Genomic DNA, 17,312 nt, shown 5'->3' with positions numbered 1-17,312 from the left:
TCCGGCCCGGAACTCCGGATCAAAACGGCGTCTCGTGGTTCCTGCCACGACCAAACCTCTCTTGGTTCGGTCTCCACGTTACGAGGGGAAGCCCATTCCGGAAGCGGGACAACACCCTGGAGGACTCGACACCGGCGGCATCGTTCAGCAGATCCACCCTCACCGCACATGATCACTCGAGGCCGCCTTGCTGTGCGCGAAACGATCAACCTGCCCGCTCCGCACAACAATCTGGACGATGAAGAGCACGTCAGGCGTGTTGCACACCCCGGCGCAGCCGAGTCGATCTCGTGCTCGGCCGTGCGGGCGTGCTTGTGAGGTAGCGATCGGTCGGCTCAGTCGTCGGGATCGGACCTCGTTCCCGTGTCGAACCTCGCTGTCACGGGCGCCGCGCTCCAGTCGCTCACCTCATCGCCCCTGTCGACGCGCAGCAGTCGCGCCTGCATGACGTCCGTCAACTGGTCGGTGCCGGGCAGGAACTCCGGGCCGTTGACGAAGTGCATGACGGCCCCGACGACGTCCTGGCTGTCGCCCTCGTCGAGGTCCTCGGCGTCGAACGGCCTCCAGCCCGTCGCGGTGGCCGCCGCGAGAAGGCGGGCCGGGTCGTGGACGTGCACCTCCAGCAGGCTGATCGTGCGTACGACCGGCCCGGGGAAGGCGGCGAGGCGGGCGTCGTCGGGCGTGCGGCTCTCACGGTCGCGACCGAGGCCGGCCGAGTCGCCGCGGCCCTGCCGCAGGGATGCCCATGTGGCGGCCAGTTCGGGGGCGTCGGCCCAGGTCCCGTTCACGACATCGGCCAGCGTACGACGGAAGGAGGCGGCGGGCGCGTCGGGCAGGGCCGCCGCGATCCGCTCCGACTCAGCACGGGCGGCGGGGCCCAGGCCGTTCTCCAGCACCGAGGAGAGAAGGTAGGCGGCGTGCTGAGCGACGGCGGGATCGGTGCAGGTCAGTACGGCATGCAGGGTCGCGGGCTGGCCGAGGCGCTCGACGAGGGCGTACACCCTGCTCTTGGCACGGGTGTGCTCGCAGTGGAAGGCGCGAGGGACGGCAGAGGTCATGATCGGGTTCTCCATCAACGTGAGGTACGTGGAAAACCGCTGGTGGGCGCGGTACGGCCACGCCCCCTGACGGAGAAGTCCTGTCCGCTGGTGCTGCTGGTACGGCCAGCCGCCCGGTTCGGTGTTCGCATCGTACCGCTTGGGTGTTGTTTCGGGTGACTTCGCGTCGACTGGACCAGCCGGGGGCGAACTGGTCGCGGGGTGGGCTCGTGCGGGTGAGCGCGTCGCTCAAGCGAGTCGAACCGCGGGTGCGGGTCGTCGGGGCCGACCTCGGTCCTGGCGCCCTGTCCATAGCGCGCCGCGATGCCGGTGCCGTCGACGCGGTGCCGTCGACGCGGTGCCGTCGACGCGGCGCCGCGATGGCGGATCGGCAGGCGAAGCTGCCGATGGTCGGCCGAGGAGTGCGCGTGTGCACGCAACGCGCTCACCGATGGAGCCGAGGGCGCGTTCGATGTCCCCGTCAGGCCCGGGGGTGGGCGAGACATCGGTCTTCTGCCAGGTCCGCAGCATCGTGAGGAGGTTGTTGGCGTCCTGGCCGATGAAGGCGGCGTCGAGGGTGGGAGTCGCGCGCAGGCTCTCAATGAACACCGCGTTGTGCGGCGACGTCCTCGGGGACCCGCAGTACGGCAGGGCGCGCTTGACCAGGTCCGGGTGTCCGACCGCCCACTGGTAAGCCTGTTGGGCGCCCAAGGAAGCCGGGCAAGCGCGCTGACCGCTCCCTTGCTCGAATTGTCGCGGCCGCCGCCGGTAGTGAATCGTCCAGTGCCCCCTGGTGGGTGGTGTGATGTCGGGAGAGCAGACGCGGCAACGCTTACCACCGCGGATCGGATCGGGATGGGCGGGTGAGGCTCATGACCGTATTGGTGCTGGCAACCGTCGTCCAACACACTGATCACGCTCTTGACAGTGCCGGCCAGGGACGAGCAGCCGACCGCGTGCACGGTGTTGGAGCCAGTGACGACGAACCTGGCCTCTGGCCATGCGCAGGCGGCTTGACGGCGCTTGACGTCGGGTTCGGCGCACAGTGCCCAGGTACGGTGGGCCCCTGGGGGTACCAACCGGACCGGAGGCGGGGAGGGGCGTGCACGACGGTGTCCCTCCGTAGCTGGTGCCGGCCCGCAGGGCCATCCGGGACGTGATTGCCGTTGGCGAGAGTCCCGCGGCGGCGATCCTCAACCTCGCATCAGCCGAACCCGCGAAGCTGCTGTGACCGGCGGTCGCCGTTTCGGCAATCGTGTCGGTCGCCGGGATGCCGACTTGTTCGACTCCCGGTTACGGAGCGGTCGGCAGGGCACCCCGGCTATCGTTTCCGGATATGGCGGAGCAGCGGCGCACTCTGGCGGGCGGCCGGTATGTCCTGCAGGCTGAGCCGGTCGGCAGCGGCGGCATGGGGGTGGTTTGGCGGGCCGCGGACACCCTGCTGGACCGCGAGGTGGCCGTGAAGGAGCTGCGGCTGCCCGGGGGCCTGAGCGAATCCGAACGCATGGCGCTTCGGGAGCGCGCGATGACCGAGGCGCGCGCGGCGGGGCGGCTGAACCACCCCGGCATCGTGACCATTCACGATGTCCTGATCGAGGATGGTCATCCCTGGATCGTGATGGGCCTGGTCGACGGCTTGTCACTCCACACCGTGGTGCGAGAGGACGGGCCGCTGAGTCCACGGCGTACCGCGGAGATCGGTGAAGGCCTGCTGGCGGCCATGAAGGTCGCTCATGATGCCGGCATTCTGCATCGCGACATCAAGCCGCATAACGTCCTGTTGGACCGGGACGGTCGCGCCGTGCTCACGGATTTCGGGATCGCCGCGGTCATCGGTGCCACCCGGGGTCTTACCGGGACCGGCTCGGTGATGGGCACGCTGGGTTATGTGGCGCCCGAGCGGCTGGCCGGGCGGGGTGCTGAGCCGGCGTCCGATCTGTGGTCGCTCGGCGCGACGCTGTACTTCGCCGTCGAGGGTCGGCCCGCGTACGACACGGACGACCCGGCAGAATTGGTCGCTGCCGTGCTGAGCCGCGACCCCGAACCGACTGAACGCGCCGGTCCGCTGAATCTGACGCTGCTCGGCCTGATGGCGCGCCGCCCAAGCGAACGCCCGTCTGCCGAGGTGGCCGCGGAGCGCCTGCGGGAGGTCGCCGCCGGCGTCACGGTCGACGACTGGCCGACGGTTCGCGTCGCCGCACCGGCCAAGGAACAAGCCAGGGAGCCGACCAAGAGGCTGACCGCGAAGCTGAGCGAACCGTCGCTGCCTGGGGAGAGCGGCCCGCGTGTCCGTCGTGTTTCGCCCGCGCGGGTTGCCGGCGCGATCGTCAGCGCCATGGCCCTGTTGGGCGGCTTGCTGGTGGCCGGCTACGTGCTCGCACCAGATCGAGCGCGGAACGGGGAGGCCGCCCAGGCCGGGGGCGAGCCGTCCGGCAGCCCGTCGGTCACGAGGCCCGCATCGTCGTCCGCATCGCCGCCGGCCAGACAGTTCACGACGCCGCCGAACGTGTGCCTGTACCTGACCGAGCACCCCCGGGTCATGACCCCGTTGGTCCCCAGGGCGAAGCTGTGGATCGCGCACAAGGCGTCGAATAGCTGTTCGTGGGAGCCCAGCCAAGATCCCGAGGACGGGGAGATCACCAAGCTCGACGTGGAGGCGCCCCTACTCCCCGCGAACCTGGGGGGTTGCCCCACAGAGGGCGAGCCGCTATCCGGCATCGGCGACGAAGCCTATATCTCTGACGAGGTGGACCTCGACGATCGCGGCTGGCACGAACGCGACGTGCGTGTCTACTTCCGCGTCAGCAATCTCGGCGTGTGCCTGAGGTACTGGAGAGCCTCCCGGGCGTCATTGCCGCCCTCCGCAAAGGCCGCGGTGATCAAACTCGCCCGCGTCCTGGACCAATGGGTGATGAAGCAGACCCGGTGATCTAGCGAAAAGGGAATCTTGCGGTGCCGGGCGCACCCTCCCGAAGCACACGTCGGGTGTCAGCAGGCCCCCGTCTCCCCACCGCGGGCACCGAACGCCGCGTGGCGGGACTCATGGGGCGCCATCCGCAGCCGGTCTTCGTCGGACGGAAGCGGGACAGCGAGATGCGGGTCTTGCGGCCTCGCCTGTCCTGCAACCACGGGCTCTTGCCGCCGCGCCGGTCCAACTCTCTGGACCTCGGTCGCGTTGGTGAGGATCACGCACGCAGCCTTGTCTCCGTCGATCTCTTCGACGCGGAGCCACACGCTCATCGTTGTCCGCCCACGTCTGTCCGGGGCGAACGTCGGGGCGGCGCCTTCTCCGGCGGTGTTGATGGTGCCGCTGGGCACGTTGCCCGTGGACGGCTGGCGGGACGCACGGTTGGCCGCCGAAGAACGGCGCGTCCACCACGGCGTGGTCTGCGGAGCGGCAGGTGGTGCGCATGGCCTCGAACGGTTCGGGCGTGAAGGCGCCCAGCGGCGCGTCACGCCGCAACGGGCACGGCCCGCACGGGAAGCTCCGATGCGGCAGCACGGCTGCCGCATCGGCCTGGGCGGGATGTCTCGGCCGGCGGCAGGGCAGGCCCGGTGCGGTTGTCCGGGTCCGTCTGGCCGGGCCCCGAACCGGCCCCGAACCGGCGCCGGACCGGAGCAGCTCCGTCAGCGGCACCAGTGATCCAGCATGCCCGGGCGCGGCAGGGCGGGCCGGGCCGGCACCGCCGCGATGTGGTCGGCGGTGCGTCGCCCCTCGACCGTCGGATCCCGCTCCATTGTCATCAAGTCTTCCTGGCGTGGTCACGGACGCGAAAACCCTCGTGATAGGTTAGGCGCCGCCGTGCGCTGCTTCGAGCTGAGGAGGTGAGACCGATCAACGCTGTGACAGGTCGGGGCTCCCTCTCTTGCATGGTCTAGGGAGTGCCCGCAGAAGGCATCCCGAAAGGCTTGAAACGCTATGCGCTTCACCTCTGAGGCGTCGTTTGACGGCGTCCGCGAACAGCTCTTTGCTCTCGGTGAGATTCCCGGTGTCCTGTGGACGCCGACGGGTGCCGCCGGGCCTCGTCCCTTGATCCTCATGGGACACGGTGGCGGTCAGCACAAGAAGGCCCCGGGCATCGTGACCCGTGCGCGCCGCTTCGTGGCCGAGTGTGGTTTCGCGGTGGCGGCGGTCGACGTACCCGGCCATGGCGACCGGCCAAAGGATGAAGAGTACGACCGGATCGCGACCGAGAACCGGGCTCGCGTGGATGCCGGCGAGGCGCTGGCTCCGCTGATCGCTGGCTTCCAGGCGCTCGTAGCTCGCCAGACCGTCCCGGAATGGCGGGAGGTCCTGGACGCGGTCCAGGACCTCGACCACGTCGGCGCTGGTCCGGTGGGCTATTGGGGTGTGTCGTTGGGTTGCGGACTCGGTGTTCCGTTCGTTGCCGCCGAATCTCGGGTTCGCGCGGCCGTGCTGGGCTTGGGCGGGGCTCTGGCATCGACCGAGGCTGCCGCGCGGATCACTGTCCCGGTGGAGTTCCTGGTGCAGTGGGACGATGAGCGGGTGCCGCGGGCCCAGAGCTTGGCGCTGTTCGATGCCCTGGGCTCAGCCGAGAAGACGCTGCATGCCAACCCCGGCAAGCACGGGGAGATCCCGGCATTCGAGCTGGACAGCACGCTGCGGTTCTTCGCCAGGCACCTCGGCTGATTCCGCCGCCTGCAGTCCGCGACGCGCTCACCGGGATCCGATCCCGGTCAGCGCGTCGCGGACTCGTGGGATGCCCTGTCCATCGGGACGGTGGACGGGCCATGAGATGCCGACGGGATGTGATCAGGCCGGTGCTTCCTGTCCGGTGAGGCGGGCTTCGAGGCCGGTGGGCTTGATCCGGTTTGACGGACGTCCGAGATCAGGGGCTTGCCCTCGGAAGGATGTCCATGATGGAGAGCATGGGGAAGAAGAAGCCGCGTCCTCGCCGTTCGTTCACGCCGGAGTTCAAGGCCGAGATCGTCGAGCTGTGCCGGCGTGGTGACCGCTCGGTCGGGCAGGTGGCCAGGGACTTCGACCTGACCGAGACGGCGGTGCGGCAATGGGTCCGCCAAGCGGAGGTCGACACCGGCCGACGCGACGGGCTCACCAGCAGTGAGCGGCGGGAGTTGGAGGCGTTGCGGCGGGAGAATCAGCGTCTTCGTCAGGACGTCGACGTGCTCGAGCGACGGCCTTCTTCGTGAGGGAGACCCGGTGAGCGTGCACCCGTGCATCGAGGCGGAGAAGCAGGGTGGCTACAGCGTCAAGCGCGCGTGTGAGCTGCGGGGAGTCTCCCGTGCCGCCTTCTACGCCCGCCGCGGCGGGATCCCTGGGCCGCGTGCCGGGCACGCCGCCGCCCCACCCGGTCGGTGATCTTTCACTCGGGCAAGGGCTGCAAGTACACCAGCGCCGACCACACCGCCCTGGCCGAACGGCTCGGGATGCGACTGTCGGTCGGTCGAACCAGTCAGTGCTGGGACAACGGGCTGGCCGAGTCGTTCTCCGCCACGTTCAAGGGCGAACTCCTCGGCGATCGCCCCTGGCCCACCCGGGCTGCCGCTCGCAGCGCGATCTTCGAGTTCATCGAGGGCTGGTACAACCTCCATCGACTGCACAGCAGCCTGGGCTACCGTAGCCCTGCCGACTTCGAGGGCGCTCACGCGGCCTGACACCACAACGATGGTGTCCGTCAAAGCGGAACAAGCTCAAGCCGGTCGAGGATGGCGGTGGCCAGGACCTCGTCGGCGAAGGCCCCATTCGCCAAAGCTCTTGTTCGAGGGGCCGTACGGCATGTTGGGCAAGTCGGGTGCGCCCGAGCGGCACTATCGGGCTGAACGAGCGGTGGCCGCCGATGAGTCGGTGTCGTGGGTGGTGGTCGACAACGAGGACCTCGAGTTGCATGTCGAGGCGTGCGCGCACCTGGCCTCGCTGACCCAGGGAAATTTCCAATGGATTTGCCTGACCTGCGGCGATACCCAAGGCCTGGACGGCAGTCGCGAGGCGTCTACGGTGGGATCATGGGCGATGATGAGTCGCGGTTCGGCTACGGCCAAGGACAGCGACCGCTGTGGAGCGATCGCGATGCCGAGTGAGTCCGGGAGGCGCCGCGTGCTGCTGGGCTGATGGAGTTCAGCGACAGCCGGGCCGGATTCGTGGTGGAGGGCGGGGGCGCGGAGCGACCCTTTCTGGTGGCTTTTGCCGGGCCCGAGAGCGGGGGTGGGGAGCAGGTAGCCGCGTATGCGGCGGCGCTGACAGCGGCCGGGATGCGGGCCGAGTTGGACTCCGATGGCGAGCAGGCTCTGCAGGTGTGGCTGGCCTGATGAGCGGTCGGCCGCCTTGGTTGTGGTGCGGTCAGTCGGGCGGCGCCGCAGTCGGCACGGCCGCGCAAGCGCCGGCGCCAAGCTCCCACACCGCGAGGTGTGTCACAGGCCGTACTGCTCTTCGACTTTCCGTTGAACCGCCAAGCTCTTCGGGAGGTAGGCCGGGTAGAAGGCTTTGCCGCATTCCAGGTCGTCGAGTGCGGCCTTGATCTCTTTGTTCAGGTACGGCTTGGCCTGCTCGGGAGTGAGCGTCGGCCCGTACTGCATCGTGATCTCGCCCTCCTTCTTCGGAGGCGCGACGTCGGGCACGTCAGGGTTCTGCTCGCGGCCGATCTTGTCTTGCTGGGCCAGGAACCCGTCAAAGCCGCGTCCGGACATGGCGATCGGTGTGGTGTCGCTGATCGCGTAGCCCTTGCTCTTGAGACACGTGGCCATGGTCGTGGCCAGGTCGACCAGTTCGGGGTCGGAGTTGAGCTCGGCCTTCTCCGCCCGTCGGCTGGCCTTGTAGAGCTGAGTGTGGTAGTCAGTCTCCGACTTCACGTCCATGCCGAGCAGTTGTTTGTAGCCCTTGACCAGGCAGGCGTTCAGCGCATTCGAGTAGGCCTGCATCTGCGCCTTGGAGAGGGTGGACTGGATCTTCCCGTTCGGGTTGCTGTCCGGGCCGCCGCTCTTGGCGTTGAAGTGTTCCGGGTAGACGTGCTCGGCGAATACTCCGAACCCGTATTGTTGGCGATATTTCAGCATTGCCTGGTAGTCGCCTTGAAAGCGTTTTTCGTCCGCTTCGATGTCCACGCGTTCCGGCACGAACGGGACGTACTTGAAGCCCTTCTGCTTCATGCAGTCGGCCTTGACCGCTTCGAACTGATGCCTTTTGTCCTTGGCTGCGGTGGGCGAGGGTGCTGCAGTGCTCTCGACGGTGTTCCCGCAGCCTGAAAGCGCTGCTGAGGCCAGGAGTGCGGCAGCGGCCGCACGAAATCCAGTGAGCATGGCCAGTGACCATATACCGTTCAACGTAGTATGGTCAATCCGGGCAATTCCCCTGCTTGCGGAATGAAAGGTCGTTGGTTTGGCACACGGTCCTGCGTGGAGGTGGGTCGGCTGGACTGCCCGTGGTTACGTCCCAGACCAGGCGCACCATGGCATGGCATACCGCCACCCCTACGTGAGCGACGCCGACGGCCACCGCTACCTCGACTACCACGCCGCCTTCGGCGCCGTCCTGCTCGGCCACAACCATCCGGTGGTACGGCAGGCCGTGCTGGCCGCCCTCGACGGCATGGACCTGATGGGCCTGGGCGTCACACCGATCGAGGTCGAACTCGCAGAACTGGTCTGCGAACTGATCCCCTCGGCCGAGATGATGATCACCACGATGAGTGGCTCAGAGGCCACGGTCCAGGCCGTGCGCCTGGCTCGCGCGGCCACCGGCCGGTCGTTGATCGTGAAGTTCCAGGGCTGCTACCACGGCTGGGGCGACGCGCTGGCCAGGAACGTGATCTCCTCGCCCGCGGCCGCCTACGGCAGGGATCCGCTCTCGGCCGGCCTGCTCGACTCGGCAGTGGACGCCACCCTCATCGCCGAGTTCAACGACCTGGACTCGGTACGAGCCCTGTTCGAGGCGCATCCCGAGCAGATCGCCACGGTCTTCCTGGAGCCGATCCCGCACAACGTCGGCGCGCTGGTGCCTACGCGGGAGTTCGTCGAAGGGCTGCGCGCGCTCACCCGCCAGGAGGGCGCGCTCCTGGTCTTCGATGAAGTGATCACCGGCTTCCGCCACGCCGTGGGCGGCTACCAACAGGTCTGCGGGGTGCTGCCCGATCTGACGGCCTTCGGCAAGGCGATGGCCAACGGCTTCCCGACGGCGGGCCTCGCAGGGCCGAGGGAACTGATGGAGCGCTTCGCCGCCGACGTGCTGCTGGCCGGGACCTTCAACGGTCACCCGGTCGCCGCGCACGCCGCCGTCGCCACCAGGCGCCACCTGCGTGACAATCCCGACTTCTACCCCAGAACACACCGGCTGGGCGAGCGCATGCGCGCGGGGCTCGGCGAGATCGTCGCGGAACTCGACGTGGACGCCGAGGTCAGCGGGTTCGGCGGCGTGTTCGTGCTGTACTTCGGCACCGGTCCCGTCTCCGGCTACCGCGACCTGCTGCGCAACGACCACGCCGCGTACGCGGCCTTCCACCGCAGGATGACCGGGAAAGGCTTCCTGATGCTGCCGATGTCGCTCAAGCGCAACCACGTCTCTGGCGCCCACACCGACGCCGACATCGACCTGACCCTGGAAGCTGCCCGGGACGTGCTCAAGGAGATGCGCGCGGAGCGCATCATCTGATCGGGGCGGGCGAGGAGACCGAGCCCACCTGGCTGCTCTGACGCGCCCTGGCCTCCCACGCCCTCCATCGCGCCCATCAGGTGACGACCTTGACTCGATCTGGTAGGCGACGTGCCACCAAGGTCCAGCTCGGCGGGCATGGTCCTGTCGATGGTGACCAGGAACTTCTTGAACCCGGCGGCGCGGTGCCGGCGGTGCAGTTCGCCGATCACGGTCCCGTCGGCGACGTTTGAAGGCGGCGAACAGGCTGGTGATCCCGTTTTCCGCCCATCGTTAGCGGGATATCAGGTGCGAGAGCGCCGCCGGGCAGTGTCGTGACGGTGGTCTCGAATGGTGAGGAAGGCCGGGTTCGATCGTCGCAACGCAGTCCTGGCCGTGCGGGTCGAGGCTCTCAAGGTCGGTGGGGAAGGCGGACCCAGGCGGGAGGTTGCGCGGATTGAGAGTGAACGTGATGCGTGTGCCGCTGCCGACCGGCGGCTTGAACACCCGAGGCGCCGCGAGGGGGCGGAGGCCGGCAACCGCCTCGCCGACGACCTGCATGTCGTGGGCGTTGTCCAGGATGATGCGAAATCCGGTACGGACGAGGGCCTGGTCGTCGGCGAGCAGGAGGCGGATCATGCGGCGGGTCCCTGGATCGGGAGCGCGCTCGCGCCTGCCGAGATCAAGGATGAAGCGGAGGGCCGTATCGGCCGGATCGGTGGTGTCAGCCGCACCGCCGACCTTCCTGCTGTCCGGATCGCGCACGCCCAAGCCCTGCGGGCATGCTGACGGGACGGAGTATCCCGATCTATCAGGAGAAGTACGTATGGGGAGCGCATCCCGTCAGCGCCGGTTCTCTTCGTCCCTCGCGGCCGCGTTGGTGGTGGTCGTAGGGGTGGTCGCCTTGGCACCGCCTGCTGCGGCGGCAGGCGGTCCCGATCCCGTGGCCGAGTTGCGCCGCGAGGCCCATGTCCTGCGCGACACCGCGCCGTCGGGTGATCTGGGTGACCTTCGCCCGTTCGGCCGGGCTGTGAGCGGGGCCGTGGTGGTGGGGCTGGGCGAGGCCACGCATGGAGCACGCGAGTTCTTCACGATGAAGCACAGGGTGTTCCGCTACCTCGTCGAGGAGAAGGGGTTCACGACGTTCTCGCTGGAAGCAGGGTGGAGCGCCGGGCTGCGGCTGAACGACTACGTCCTGCACGGAAAGGGCGACCCGAGAGAGATCATGAAGGAGGAGTTCGGGAAGCTGGACATGTGGGCCGTCCAGGAATACTTGGATCTCATCATGTGGATGCGCGACTACAACACGCACCAGGTGAAGAAGATTCAGTTCATGGGCGATGACGCCAACTATCCCGCCGTGGGTGCGCAGCTCATCACGCTGGTCACCGACTACGTGCGCCGTTACCAGCCCGCGCTCCTGCCGGAGATCGATGCCCACTACCGGAAGCTGCGGGCCGTACGGGATGCCGACGCCTTCTTGAGCCTGCCGCTGAACGAGCGCGAAGCGCTGGTGTCCCAGGCCAACCAGGCCCTGGACCTGCTGCGCCGGAATCCGGGGCCGGACCGGGACAGGTACGTATGGGCCGTGCAGAACGCGCGCTCCATCGTCCAGAGTGCCACCGCGTTGTCCTTCGACACCGACGATCCGGAGCAGGTGAGCAAGGCCCTCCGATACCGGGACAAGATCATGGCCGATAACGTCGCGTGGTGGCAGGAGAACACGGGGGCGAAGATCCTTTTGTCGGCCCACAACGCACATGTGGCGTACGTGCCGTACGACGCGAAGCTCTACCCCAAGGTGCAGGGCGCCTTCCTGCGCGACCGGCTGGGCGCCCGCTACGTCGCCATCGGTCTCGCCTTCGGCCAGGGGTCTTTCAGGGCGCAGGACCCGAACGGCCGGTGGCGAACCGTCACGGTCGGGCCTCCCCAGAAGGGAGGCAACAACCATGCACTGAGCCGGGTCAGCTCCTCCGACTACTTCCTGGACATGCGCACCACGTCCGCCTCGGCCCGCGCCTGGCTCGACAGGCCACGGCCAACGCGTGACGCCGGCAGGCTCTGGCCAGAACCCGAGCGCATGGTCTCCCTCGGGAAGTCCTACGACGCCATGATCTATCTGCACGAGACCACGGCGGCACGCCCGCTGTCCTGATGGACACGGCCCCTCCGGCTCATCACAGCCCTGAAGAAGGACGCGGACCGGCCCGCCCTCGGTTCGGCAAGGATGCCCCTGCAGTAAGCCGACGCCTGATCATCCATGCCTGCGCCGATGACGGACCGCTTCTGGCACGCTGCTGACCGTGAGTGAACATGCGGTCGTCCTTGAGGGAGCGACCAGGACGTATGGGAAGGTGCTGCCGAGGTGGCGGCGCTCGGCCAGGTCAGCGTCGGGTTCCCGCGCGGCAGTTTCACTGCCGTGATGGACCTGTCGGGGTCGGACCGGCCGGATTCGGGCGCGGTTCGCATCGCCGGGCAGGACATCACCGGCTTGGGGGAGAAGGAGCTGGCGGTGCTGCGCCGCGATCGGATCGGTGTCATCTTTCAAGCGTTCGATTTGGTGCCGGTAGTTGACCGTCTGGCAGAACGTGATCCTGCCCTCCAGACTGGCCAGGCGGCGGCCCGACCCGTTCCGCGTGCGGGTTGCTGCATCGGGTCGGGCTGGCCGGGCGGGAGGGGCATCGCCCGGCACAGTTGTCCGGTGGCCAGCAGCAGCGTGTGGCGATCGCTAGCGCCCTGCTGGGCAGGCCGGAGGTGCTGTTCGCCGACGTCACGCATTGACCAGGGCCGGGCCCGCCGAGGACTTGTGATCGCCGAGGCGGCGGCTGCCGCTCCAGGTCGTGCAGTCGAAGACCGTGTGCCACAGCCGTTGCGCGGGCTGGTACCCCAGCGCGCCACGAACAGCCGGAAGTGGCCCTCGCTGCTGGAGAAGCTCAAGATGGCTTTTGAGTCGGTACGGCCCGCGATCTCGGCCAGCCCGGGACGGTTCCAGACGATCGGTCGTTCCTGCACCAGGTCGTCGTCGCTGCGGAACCATTGGATGAGATTGTCGATCAAGACCGAGATCCAGGAGATGTAATCGTTGTAGCTACTGCCCCCGCCGTCCGGCCACCACCAGCCCGGGAGCGCGTCGCTCAGCTTGTTGTACCAGGAGCTGGGGCTGTCGTCGGCTTCCCAGCATTCGATGTGGACCGGCAGCGAGTTGGTGCTCCGGCCGTTGAACACCGTGACCCTGAAACCGTAGTCGGCCATGGCCTGGATGAACTCCGGGATGCGCCGAGCACGGATTCGGCGGACTGGCAGGCCAGTCGATACGGCCTCGCCAGCGGGGGCGGGCGACAATCGGAAACCTTCAGCCCCGTGCATGAGCAGCCGAGTGGGCGCGGGGCGGGTGGACTTATCGTCTTGACCCGCGGCAACGAGGCTTGTTGGGGTCGAACGTCATTCGCGCAAGGCTTCTGACCCTCCACCGCTCTTGGCTGTTCCAGTGCTCCAAGCGCGACCCCGTGATCCCAGAATCACCGGCCGACGGTCCGTGGCCGGATACGCTTGGGGTCCGGTGATCTAGTAGCTTCGGCACCGTTTCTGGAAGGGCTGATGATGGCCGACGAACCCGTCGTCGAGGACAAACTCCGGTCGCACGTGCCGCACACGGCACGGATCTGGAATTACTGGCTGGGCGGTAAAGATCATTTTCCGGCGGATCGGGAGGTCGGGGACCGGGTTCGGGAGATCTTTCCCGTGGTGATCGAGTTGGCGCGGGCCGACCGGCTGTTCCTGGGGCGGGCTGTGCAGTACCTGGCGGCCGAGGCGGGGATCCGGCAGTTTCTTGACATCGGCACAGGGCTGCCGTCCCAGGACAACACGCACGAGGTCGCGCAGCGGGTGGCCCCCGAGTCGCGGATCGTGTACGTCGACAACGATCCACTGGTATTGGTGCACGCACGAGCCCTCCTGACCAGCTCCGCGGAAGGTGCCACCGACTATCTCGAAGCCGACTTGCACGACCCGGACACCATCCTGCGGGAGGCGGCCAAGACGCTGGACTTCTCCCAGCCGGTGGCGATCATGCTGCTGGGCATCATGCATTTCATCAGCGACGACGACGAACTGCAGCGCATCATCGACCGGCTACTGACCGCCGTGCCGTCCGGAAGCTACGTGGCAGTGGCCAACACCACCACAGCGGTCAACGGCGAGGCCACCGCCGAAGCGGTCCGCGTATGGAATCTCGACGCTCAGCCGAAACTGAAGCTGCGGACCCCGGAGCGGATCGCCGAGTTCTTCGACGGCCTTGAGGTGGTGGAACCAGGCTGGGTCTCGTGCTCACGGTGGCGTACCGAGCCAGACTACGACGGCAGCCTGCCGGTCGAGGTCGACCAGTGGTGCGGGGTCGCGCGCAAGCCATAGGGGCCACAGGCCGGAGCGTTGTACGCAACAGGCGCCGAGGCCGTCGCGGTTGAAAATGGGGTCACGTGGCCGATGGCCACACACGATCGCGATCCGCGTCGTCCACTTCAGCGGTCCCGGCGTGTGAGAGCCGGAGGGGAAGGTACGCGCGCGAATGAGTCGCCGTCGAGTCGCTGCTGAACGAGTACGGCGTTCCCGCTCCGCTCACGAAGCTCGCCGATAGCACGTGGGTGTTCGAGAGAGGCGCCCCGGTCCGGGGTATGGGAGCGGTTGGCGGGGGACCTGGGCGGGCCTTCCCCCTGTACGAGGCCGCACTGGCCGGCTGCGAGCGGGTACCAGGTTCAGGTCACCGGGTGACGAAGACCTTGCGCGCCGAGGTGTCCGTGGAGTCAGGGGGAGGTTGGCCGGCGTGGTCGTAGGCTTGCTGGGACGCCGACACCTCGCCGAGGTGCGCGATCGCCCATTCCTCCAGCGCGCGCAGCGGTTCGCGCAGGGTGCGGCCCGCTTCGGTCAGCGCGTACTCGACGCGGACCGGAACCTCGGGGTGGACGGTACGGCGTACGAGCCCGTCCCGTTCCAGTCCGCGGAGAGTCTGGGTGAGCATCTTCTGCGAGATGCCCTCGATGCGCCGACGCAGTTCCGAGAACCGGACGCTGCCGTCCCACAGGGCGCCCACGATGAGCACCGTCCAGCGGTCGCCGATGCGATCCAGGATGCGGCGGGTGGGGCAGTCCGCACGATAAGGGCTGCCGCGGAGCACCGACTCCGACTGAGTGGTTACCACAAAGTGCCTTCTTCCGATCAGAGAGCTGCTCTCCTACGGTAACCAATGGGCGTCGCCTGACGCCATCCGTCTCGGAGAAAGGCATCTCATGTCCCGTATCACCGTCATCGGCGGCACCGGCTACGCCGGCTCGGCCATCGCCGCCGAGGCCGCCGCTCGCGGACACCAGGTCACCGCGCTGAGCCGCTCGCTCCCCGCCACGCCGATCCCGGGCGTGGACCACGTCCAGGGCGACGCCACCGACGAGGCAACCCTCTCAGCAGCCATGAAGGACACGGACGCCGTCGTGGCCGCACTCGCGCCACGCGGCCCGCTGGCCGCCACCTTCCGCGACGTCTACAGCACCATCGCACGCCTGGCCGACGCCGCGGGCCTGCCCCTGTACGTCGTCGGCGGCTACTCCTCCCTGCGCCCCGTACCCGGCGCGGCCCGCTTCGTCACCGACCTCAGCCACACCCCCGCGGAGCTCCACGACGAGATCCGCGCCGGGGCCGCGCTCATCATCGAGGACCTTCCGGCCACACCCCCGACCCTCAACTGGGTCTTCGTCAGCCCGGCACTCAGGTTCGGCGCACACATGCCCGGCGAACGACTCGGCCGCTACCGGCTCGGCGACGACGTCGCGGTCCAGCCACAGGACGGCGGCGCGATCTCCGCCGAGGACTACGCCCTCGGATTCGTCGACCTGATCGAGAAGGGCGACCGCCACCGGGCACAGGTCAACCTCTGCCACTAGAGCGGGCAGGAGCGGCAGGCGAGGCCGAAGATCACCTCTCGTGTCCAGGCGATGCGCCGTGTCACCCCGGCCCCCCATGCCCCAGGTCCAGCGCTGGACGCGGAGTCTGACCGCCCTTTGGCTGATGGACGTTACCTGTGGGTGTCGGCTGGGCGCACCGGCCCGGCACGCGCCAGACCGCCTCGTACGGGTCGCGGCCAACGCCGAACTGCACTCCGCGATAGGAGGTCACCCACGTCATACCATCGGGGGCCTTCACTGCCAGATCGCCGCCCGGACTGATCTGCGAGATCTGGATCTCCTCCAGGAGCACCTCAAGGGCTGGCCTTCGGCAGTCGGGTTGAGCCGCAGGTCGGCCTGGGTCCAACGAGCGGCGGGCGCGTAGGTGCTCTCATGCAGGTTTTGCACTGCTCCACCTCCGCCTGGCCCAAGTTCTCCACATGGCTTGCCAGGGCGTCAGGAGCGATCTTGAACTGGCGGTTGAAGCCCAGTTCGGCCGGGCCCGGCACGGTCTTCAGCTTGCACGTGTCCTTGCGGACGGACGCGGCGACGGCTGTCCGTTTCAATCGATGATCGCGGTGACTTCGGCCTCGATGAGGATGCCGGGCTCGAAAAGCACGTCCACCCCGATCAGTGCGGCCGGGGGCGTGGCGATGTCGAACTCGCGGGCCGCCTGTTCGACTCCGGCGTTGAAGGCGTCGTACATCTCTCTCTTCCAGCCTGCGGCGTACCACGTGAAGCGGACGACGTCGTGGAACGTCGCTCCGGCCGCGTCCAGCGCCTTGGCGACGTTGCGGTAGACCTGGGTGACCTGCCCGGCGAGGTCGCCCGGTGCCACGAGATCGCCGTTCTCGTCCCAGGCGACCTGTCCGGCGATGTGGACCTGCCTGCTCCCCGTCGCCACCGCGACGTGGTGGTAGAGCGGGACTTGGACATGTCCGTCAGGGTTGATGAGCGAAACAGCCACGAGATCTCCCGATGGTTATGTGATCGAGGCGCCGGAGGGCGCCCGTGCTCTCTTGCGGTTACTCAGAAACCATAGGAGAGTATGCGTCGACGTGGAAGAACGCACTTTTTGGAGACTGGGGAACCTTATGGTGACCAAGCAGTACGCAGGCATGGCTGACGAAGCGGACCTGAGGCGTGCGGACTCCCTGGCGCGGGAGATCTTCTCGGATGTCGCCAACAAGTGGGCGTTGCTCATCATCGAGGCTCTCGGTGAGCGCACCCTCCGCTTCAGCGAGCTGCGCGACGAGGTCGAGGGCATCAGCCACAAGATGCTCACCCAGAATCTGCGCATGCTGGAGCGCAACGGTCTGGCCGAGCGGAAGGTGTATCCCACTGTGCCGCCGCGAGTCGAGTACACCCTCACCGAGCCGGGCCAGGCCCTGCGCGCGACGGTCGATCTCATCTGCGGCTGGACCCACCAGTACTTCGGCCACATCGAGACCGCCCGCCGGCGCTTCGACGCCTGACGGCTCAGTTCAAGAGGACGCTCCTCTGATCGTGGAATTCGTGGAGCGGCTGCTGCAGCGCTGGCCAGAAGGGGGCGAGGTGGATGAGGATGATGTCCCGTGGGCGGCATCTCCGCTGATCATGGGGGCGGCAGGTCCCTACGTCTACGTTGCGATGGCGTGGAGTCGCGCGGAGGACACCGCAGCCTACGCGATCCAGGTCGCAGCCCAACTCGGCCTGCACTACTTCGACCCTCAAGAAGATCGGCTTCGGACCCCGTAGCTGCTG

At 67.9% G+C, this 17,312-nt stretch carries 19 protein-coding genes; 14 read left to right on the top strand and 5 right to left on the bottom strand.

Annotation, left to right across the window (positions count from 1 at the left end; genetic code table 11):
* Positions 1–335: 335 nt before the first annotated feature.
* Positions 336–1,058, bottom strand: a complete 723-nt coding sequence (locus ACZ6S0_RS16970; RefSeq protein WP_465917852.1) for a hypothetical protein — start codon at positions 1,056–1,058, stop codon at positions 336–338.
* A 1,315-nt stretch (positions 1,059–2,373) separates the two neighbouring features.
* Here ACZ6S0_RS16970 and ACZ6S0_RS16965 point away from each other — a divergent pair.
* The 7 genes from ACZ6S0_RS16965 to ACZ6S0_RS16935 all read left to right on the top strand — a co-directional run bounded on the left by ACZ6S0_RS16965 (position 2,374) and on the right by ACZ6S0_RS16935 (position 7,325).
* Entirely contained in the window at positions 2,374–3,966 is a 1,593-nt protein-coding gene (locus ACZ6S0_RS16965; RefSeq protein WP_465917851.1) for a serine/threonine-protein kinase, read from the top strand.
* Positions 3,967–4,956: 990 nt separating this feature from the next.
* On the top strand, positions 4,957–5,688 hold the full coding sequence (locus tag ACZ6S0_RS16960; RefSeq protein WP_465917850.1) for a dienelactone hydrolase family protein: 732 nt from the start codon (positions 4,957–4,959) through the stop codon (positions 5,686–5,688).
* Positions 5,689–5,915: 227 nt separating this feature from the next.
* Positions 5,916–6,209, top strand: coding sequence for a transposase (locus tag ACZ6S0_RS16955; RefSeq protein ID WP_465917849.1), 294 nt, complete (start codon positions 5,916–5,918; stop codon positions 6,207–6,209).
* Between the two features lie 10 nt (positions 6,210–6,219).
* Positions 6,220–6,378, top strand: a complete 159-nt coding sequence (locus ACZ6S0_RS16950) for a hypothetical protein (protein WP_465917848.1) — start codon at positions 6,220–6,222, stop codon at positions 6,376–6,378.
* The gene (locus ACZ6S0_RS16945) at positions 6,375–6,674 is read left to right on the top strand and encodes an integrase core domain-containing protein (protein WP_465917847.1); all 300 of its coding nucleotides are present in this window, start codon (positions 6,375–6,377) and stop codon (positions 6,672–6,674) included. Before ACZ6S0_RS16950 ends, ACZ6S0_RS16945 begins: the two co-directional genes overlap by 4 nt.
* A gap of 121 nt (positions 6,675–6,795) precedes the next feature.
* Positions 6,796–7,128: a hypothetical protein gene (locus tag ACZ6S0_RS16940; RefSeq protein WP_465917846.1), complete on the top strand. Its 333-nt coding sequence runs from the start codon at positions 6,796–6,798 to the stop codon at positions 7,126–7,128.
* Entirely contained in the window at positions 7,128–7,325 is a 198-nt protein-coding gene (locus ACZ6S0_RS16935; protein ID WP_465917845.1) for a hypothetical protein, read from the top strand. Before ACZ6S0_RS16940 ends, ACZ6S0_RS16935 begins: the two co-directional genes overlap by 1 nt.
* Before the next feature lie 102 nt (positions 7,326–7,427).
* Here the strand turns inward: ACZ6S0_RS16935 and ACZ6S0_RS16930 are convergent, their stop codons facing one another.
* A complete protein-coding gene (locus ACZ6S0_RS16930; protein ID WP_465917844.1) occupies positions 7,428–8,312 on the bottom strand; it encodes a hypothetical protein in 885 nt (294 codons plus the stop codon).
* A gap of 154 nt (positions 8,313–8,466) precedes the next feature.
* On the opposite strand from ACZ6S0_RS16930, the gene ACZ6S0_RS16925 reads away from it, so the two are divergent.
* From ACZ6S0_RS16925 to ACZ6S0_RS16915, 3 genes are all read left to right on the top strand, one after another.
* The gene (locus ACZ6S0_RS16925; RefSeq protein ID WP_465917843.1) at positions 8,467–9,660 is read left to right on the top strand and encodes an aspartate aminotransferase family protein; all 1,194 of its coding nucleotides are present in this window, start codon (positions 8,467–8,469) and stop codon (positions 9,658–9,660) included.
* A 330-nt stretch (positions 9,661–9,990) separates the two neighbouring features.
* A complete protein-coding gene (locus ACZ6S0_RS16920) occupies positions 9,991–10,428 on the top strand; it encodes a hypothetical protein (protein WP_465917842.1) in 438 nt (145 codons plus the stop codon).
* Positions 10,429–10,543: 115 nt separating this feature from the next.
* On the top strand, positions 10,544–11,794 hold the full coding sequence (locus ACZ6S0_RS16915; RefSeq protein WP_465917841.1) for an erythromycin esterase family protein: 1,251 nt from the start codon (positions 10,544–10,546) through the stop codon (positions 11,792–11,794).
* A gap of 389 nt (positions 11,795–12,183) precedes the next feature.
* Here ACZ6S0_RS16915 and ACZ6S0_RS16910 read toward each other — a convergent pair whose 3' ends face one another.
* A complete protein-coding gene (locus ACZ6S0_RS16910; RefSeq protein ID WP_465917840.1) occupies positions 12,184–12,891 on the bottom strand; it encodes a hypothetical protein in 708 nt (235 codons plus the stop codon).
* A 348-nt stretch (positions 12,892–13,239) separates the two neighbouring features.
* On the opposite strand from ACZ6S0_RS16910, the gene ACZ6S0_RS16905 reads away from it, so the two are divergent.
* The gene (locus ACZ6S0_RS16905) at positions 13,240–14,049 is read left to right on the top strand and encodes an SAM-dependent methyltransferase (RefSeq protein WP_465917865.1); all 810 of its coding nucleotides are present in this window, start codon (positions 13,240–13,242) and stop codon (positions 14,047–14,049) included.
* 346 nt (positions 14,050–14,395) lie between these two features.
* Here the strand turns inward: ACZ6S0_RS16905 and ACZ6S0_RS16900 are convergent, their stop codons facing one another.
* Complete coding sequence (locus ACZ6S0_RS16900; RefSeq protein ID WP_465917839.1) at positions 14,396–14,833, bottom strand: winged helix-turn-helix transcriptional regulator; 438 nt, start codon at positions 14,831–14,833, stop codon at positions 14,396–14,398.
* Between the two features lie 88 nt (positions 14,834–14,921).
* Here ACZ6S0_RS16900 and ACZ6S0_RS16895 point away from each other — a divergent pair, with 88 nt between their 5' ends.
* Complete coding sequence (locus tag ACZ6S0_RS16895) at positions 14,922–15,569, top strand: NAD(P)-dependent oxidoreductase (protein ID WP_465917838.1); 648 nt, start codon at positions 14,922–14,924, stop codon at positions 15,567–15,569.
* Between the two features lie 562 nt (positions 15,570–16,131).
* Here the strand turns inward: ACZ6S0_RS16895 and ACZ6S0_RS16890 are convergent.
* A complete protein-coding gene (locus ACZ6S0_RS16890; protein ID WP_465917837.1) occupies positions 16,132–16,536 on the bottom strand; it encodes a RidA family protein in 405 nt (134 codons plus the stop codon).
* Positions 16,537–16,687: 151 nt separating this feature from the next.
* Here ACZ6S0_RS16890 and ACZ6S0_RS16885 point away from each other — a divergent pair, with 151 nt between their 5' ends.
* Both ACZ6S0_RS16885 and ACZ6S0_RS16880 read left to right on the top strand, forming a co-directional pair.
* Complete coding sequence (locus ACZ6S0_RS16885) at positions 16,688–17,044, top strand: winged helix-turn-helix transcriptional regulator (protein ID WP_465917836.1); 357 nt, start codon at positions 16,688–16,690, stop codon at positions 17,042–17,044.
* Positions 17,045–17,084: 40 nt separating this feature from the next.
* A complete protein-coding gene (locus ACZ6S0_RS16880) occupies positions 17,085–17,306 on the top strand; it encodes a hypothetical protein (protein WP_465917835.1) in 222 nt (73 codons plus the stop codon).
* Positions 17,307–17,312 lie beyond the last annotated feature (6 nt).

The sequence above is a fragment of the Nonomuraea sp. NPDC051298 genome, from assembly GCF_055586305.1.
This window is presented reverse-complemented; position numbering and strand designations above follow the sequence as displayed.

What these genes read in the sequence shown, in the direction of transcription:
- ACZ6S0_RS16970 (WP_465917852.1), bottom strand. Translation starts at nt 1,058, where the DNA reads ATGACCTCTGCCGTCCCTCGCGCCTTCCACTGCGAGCACACCCGTGCC.
- ACZ6S0_RS16965 (WP_465917851.1), top strand. Translation starts at nt 2,374, where the DNA reads ATGGCGGAGCAGCGGCGCACTCTGGCGGGCGGCCGGTATGTCCTGCAG.
- ACZ6S0_RS16960 (WP_465917850.1), top strand. Translation starts at nt 4,957, where the DNA reads ATGCGCTTCACCTCTGAGGCGTCGTTTGACGGCGTCCGCGAACAGCTC.
- ACZ6S0_RS16955 (WP_465917849.1), top strand. Translation starts at nt 5,916, where the DNA reads ATGATGGAGAGCATGGGGAAGAAGAAGCCGCGTCCTCGCCGTTCGTTC.
- ACZ6S0_RS16940 (WP_465917846.1), top strand. Translation starts at nt 6,796, where the DNA reads ATGTTGGGCAAGTCGGGTGCGCCCGAGCGGCACTATCGGGCTGAACGA.
- ACZ6S0_RS16935 (WP_465917845.1), top strand. Translation starts at nt 7,128, where the DNA reads ATGGAGTTCAGCGACAGCCGGGCCGGATTCGTGGTGGAGGGCGGGGGC.
- ACZ6S0_RS16930 (WP_465917844.1), bottom strand. Translation starts at nt 8,312, where the DNA reads ATGCTCACTGGATTTCGTGCGGCCGCTGCCGCACTCCTGGCCTCAGCA.
- ACZ6S0_RS16925 (WP_465917843.1), top strand. Translation starts at nt 8,467, where the DNA reads ATGGCATACCGCCACCCCTACGTGAGCGACGCCGACGGCCACCGCTAC.
- ACZ6S0_RS16920 (WP_465917842.1), top strand. Translation starts at nt 9,991, where the DNA reads ATGGTGAGGAAGGCCGGGTTCGATCGTCGCAACGCAGTCCTGGCCGTG.
- ACZ6S0_RS16910 (WP_465917840.1), bottom strand. Translation starts at nt 12,891, where the DNA reads ATGGCCGACTACGGTTTCAGGGTCACGGTGTTCAACGGCCGGAGCACC.
- ACZ6S0_RS16905 (WP_465917865.1), top strand. Translation starts at nt 13,240, where the DNA reads ATGGCCGACGAACCCGTCGTCGAGGACAAACTCCGGTCGCACGTGCCG.
- ACZ6S0_RS16895 (WP_465917838.1), top strand. Translation starts at nt 14,922, where the DNA reads ATGTCCCGTATCACCGTCATCGGCGGCACCGGCTACGCCGGCTCGGCC.
- ACZ6S0_RS16885 (WP_465917836.1), top strand. Translation starts at nt 16,688, where the DNA reads ATGGCTGACGAAGCGGACCTGAGGCGTGCGGACTCCCTGGCGCGGGAG.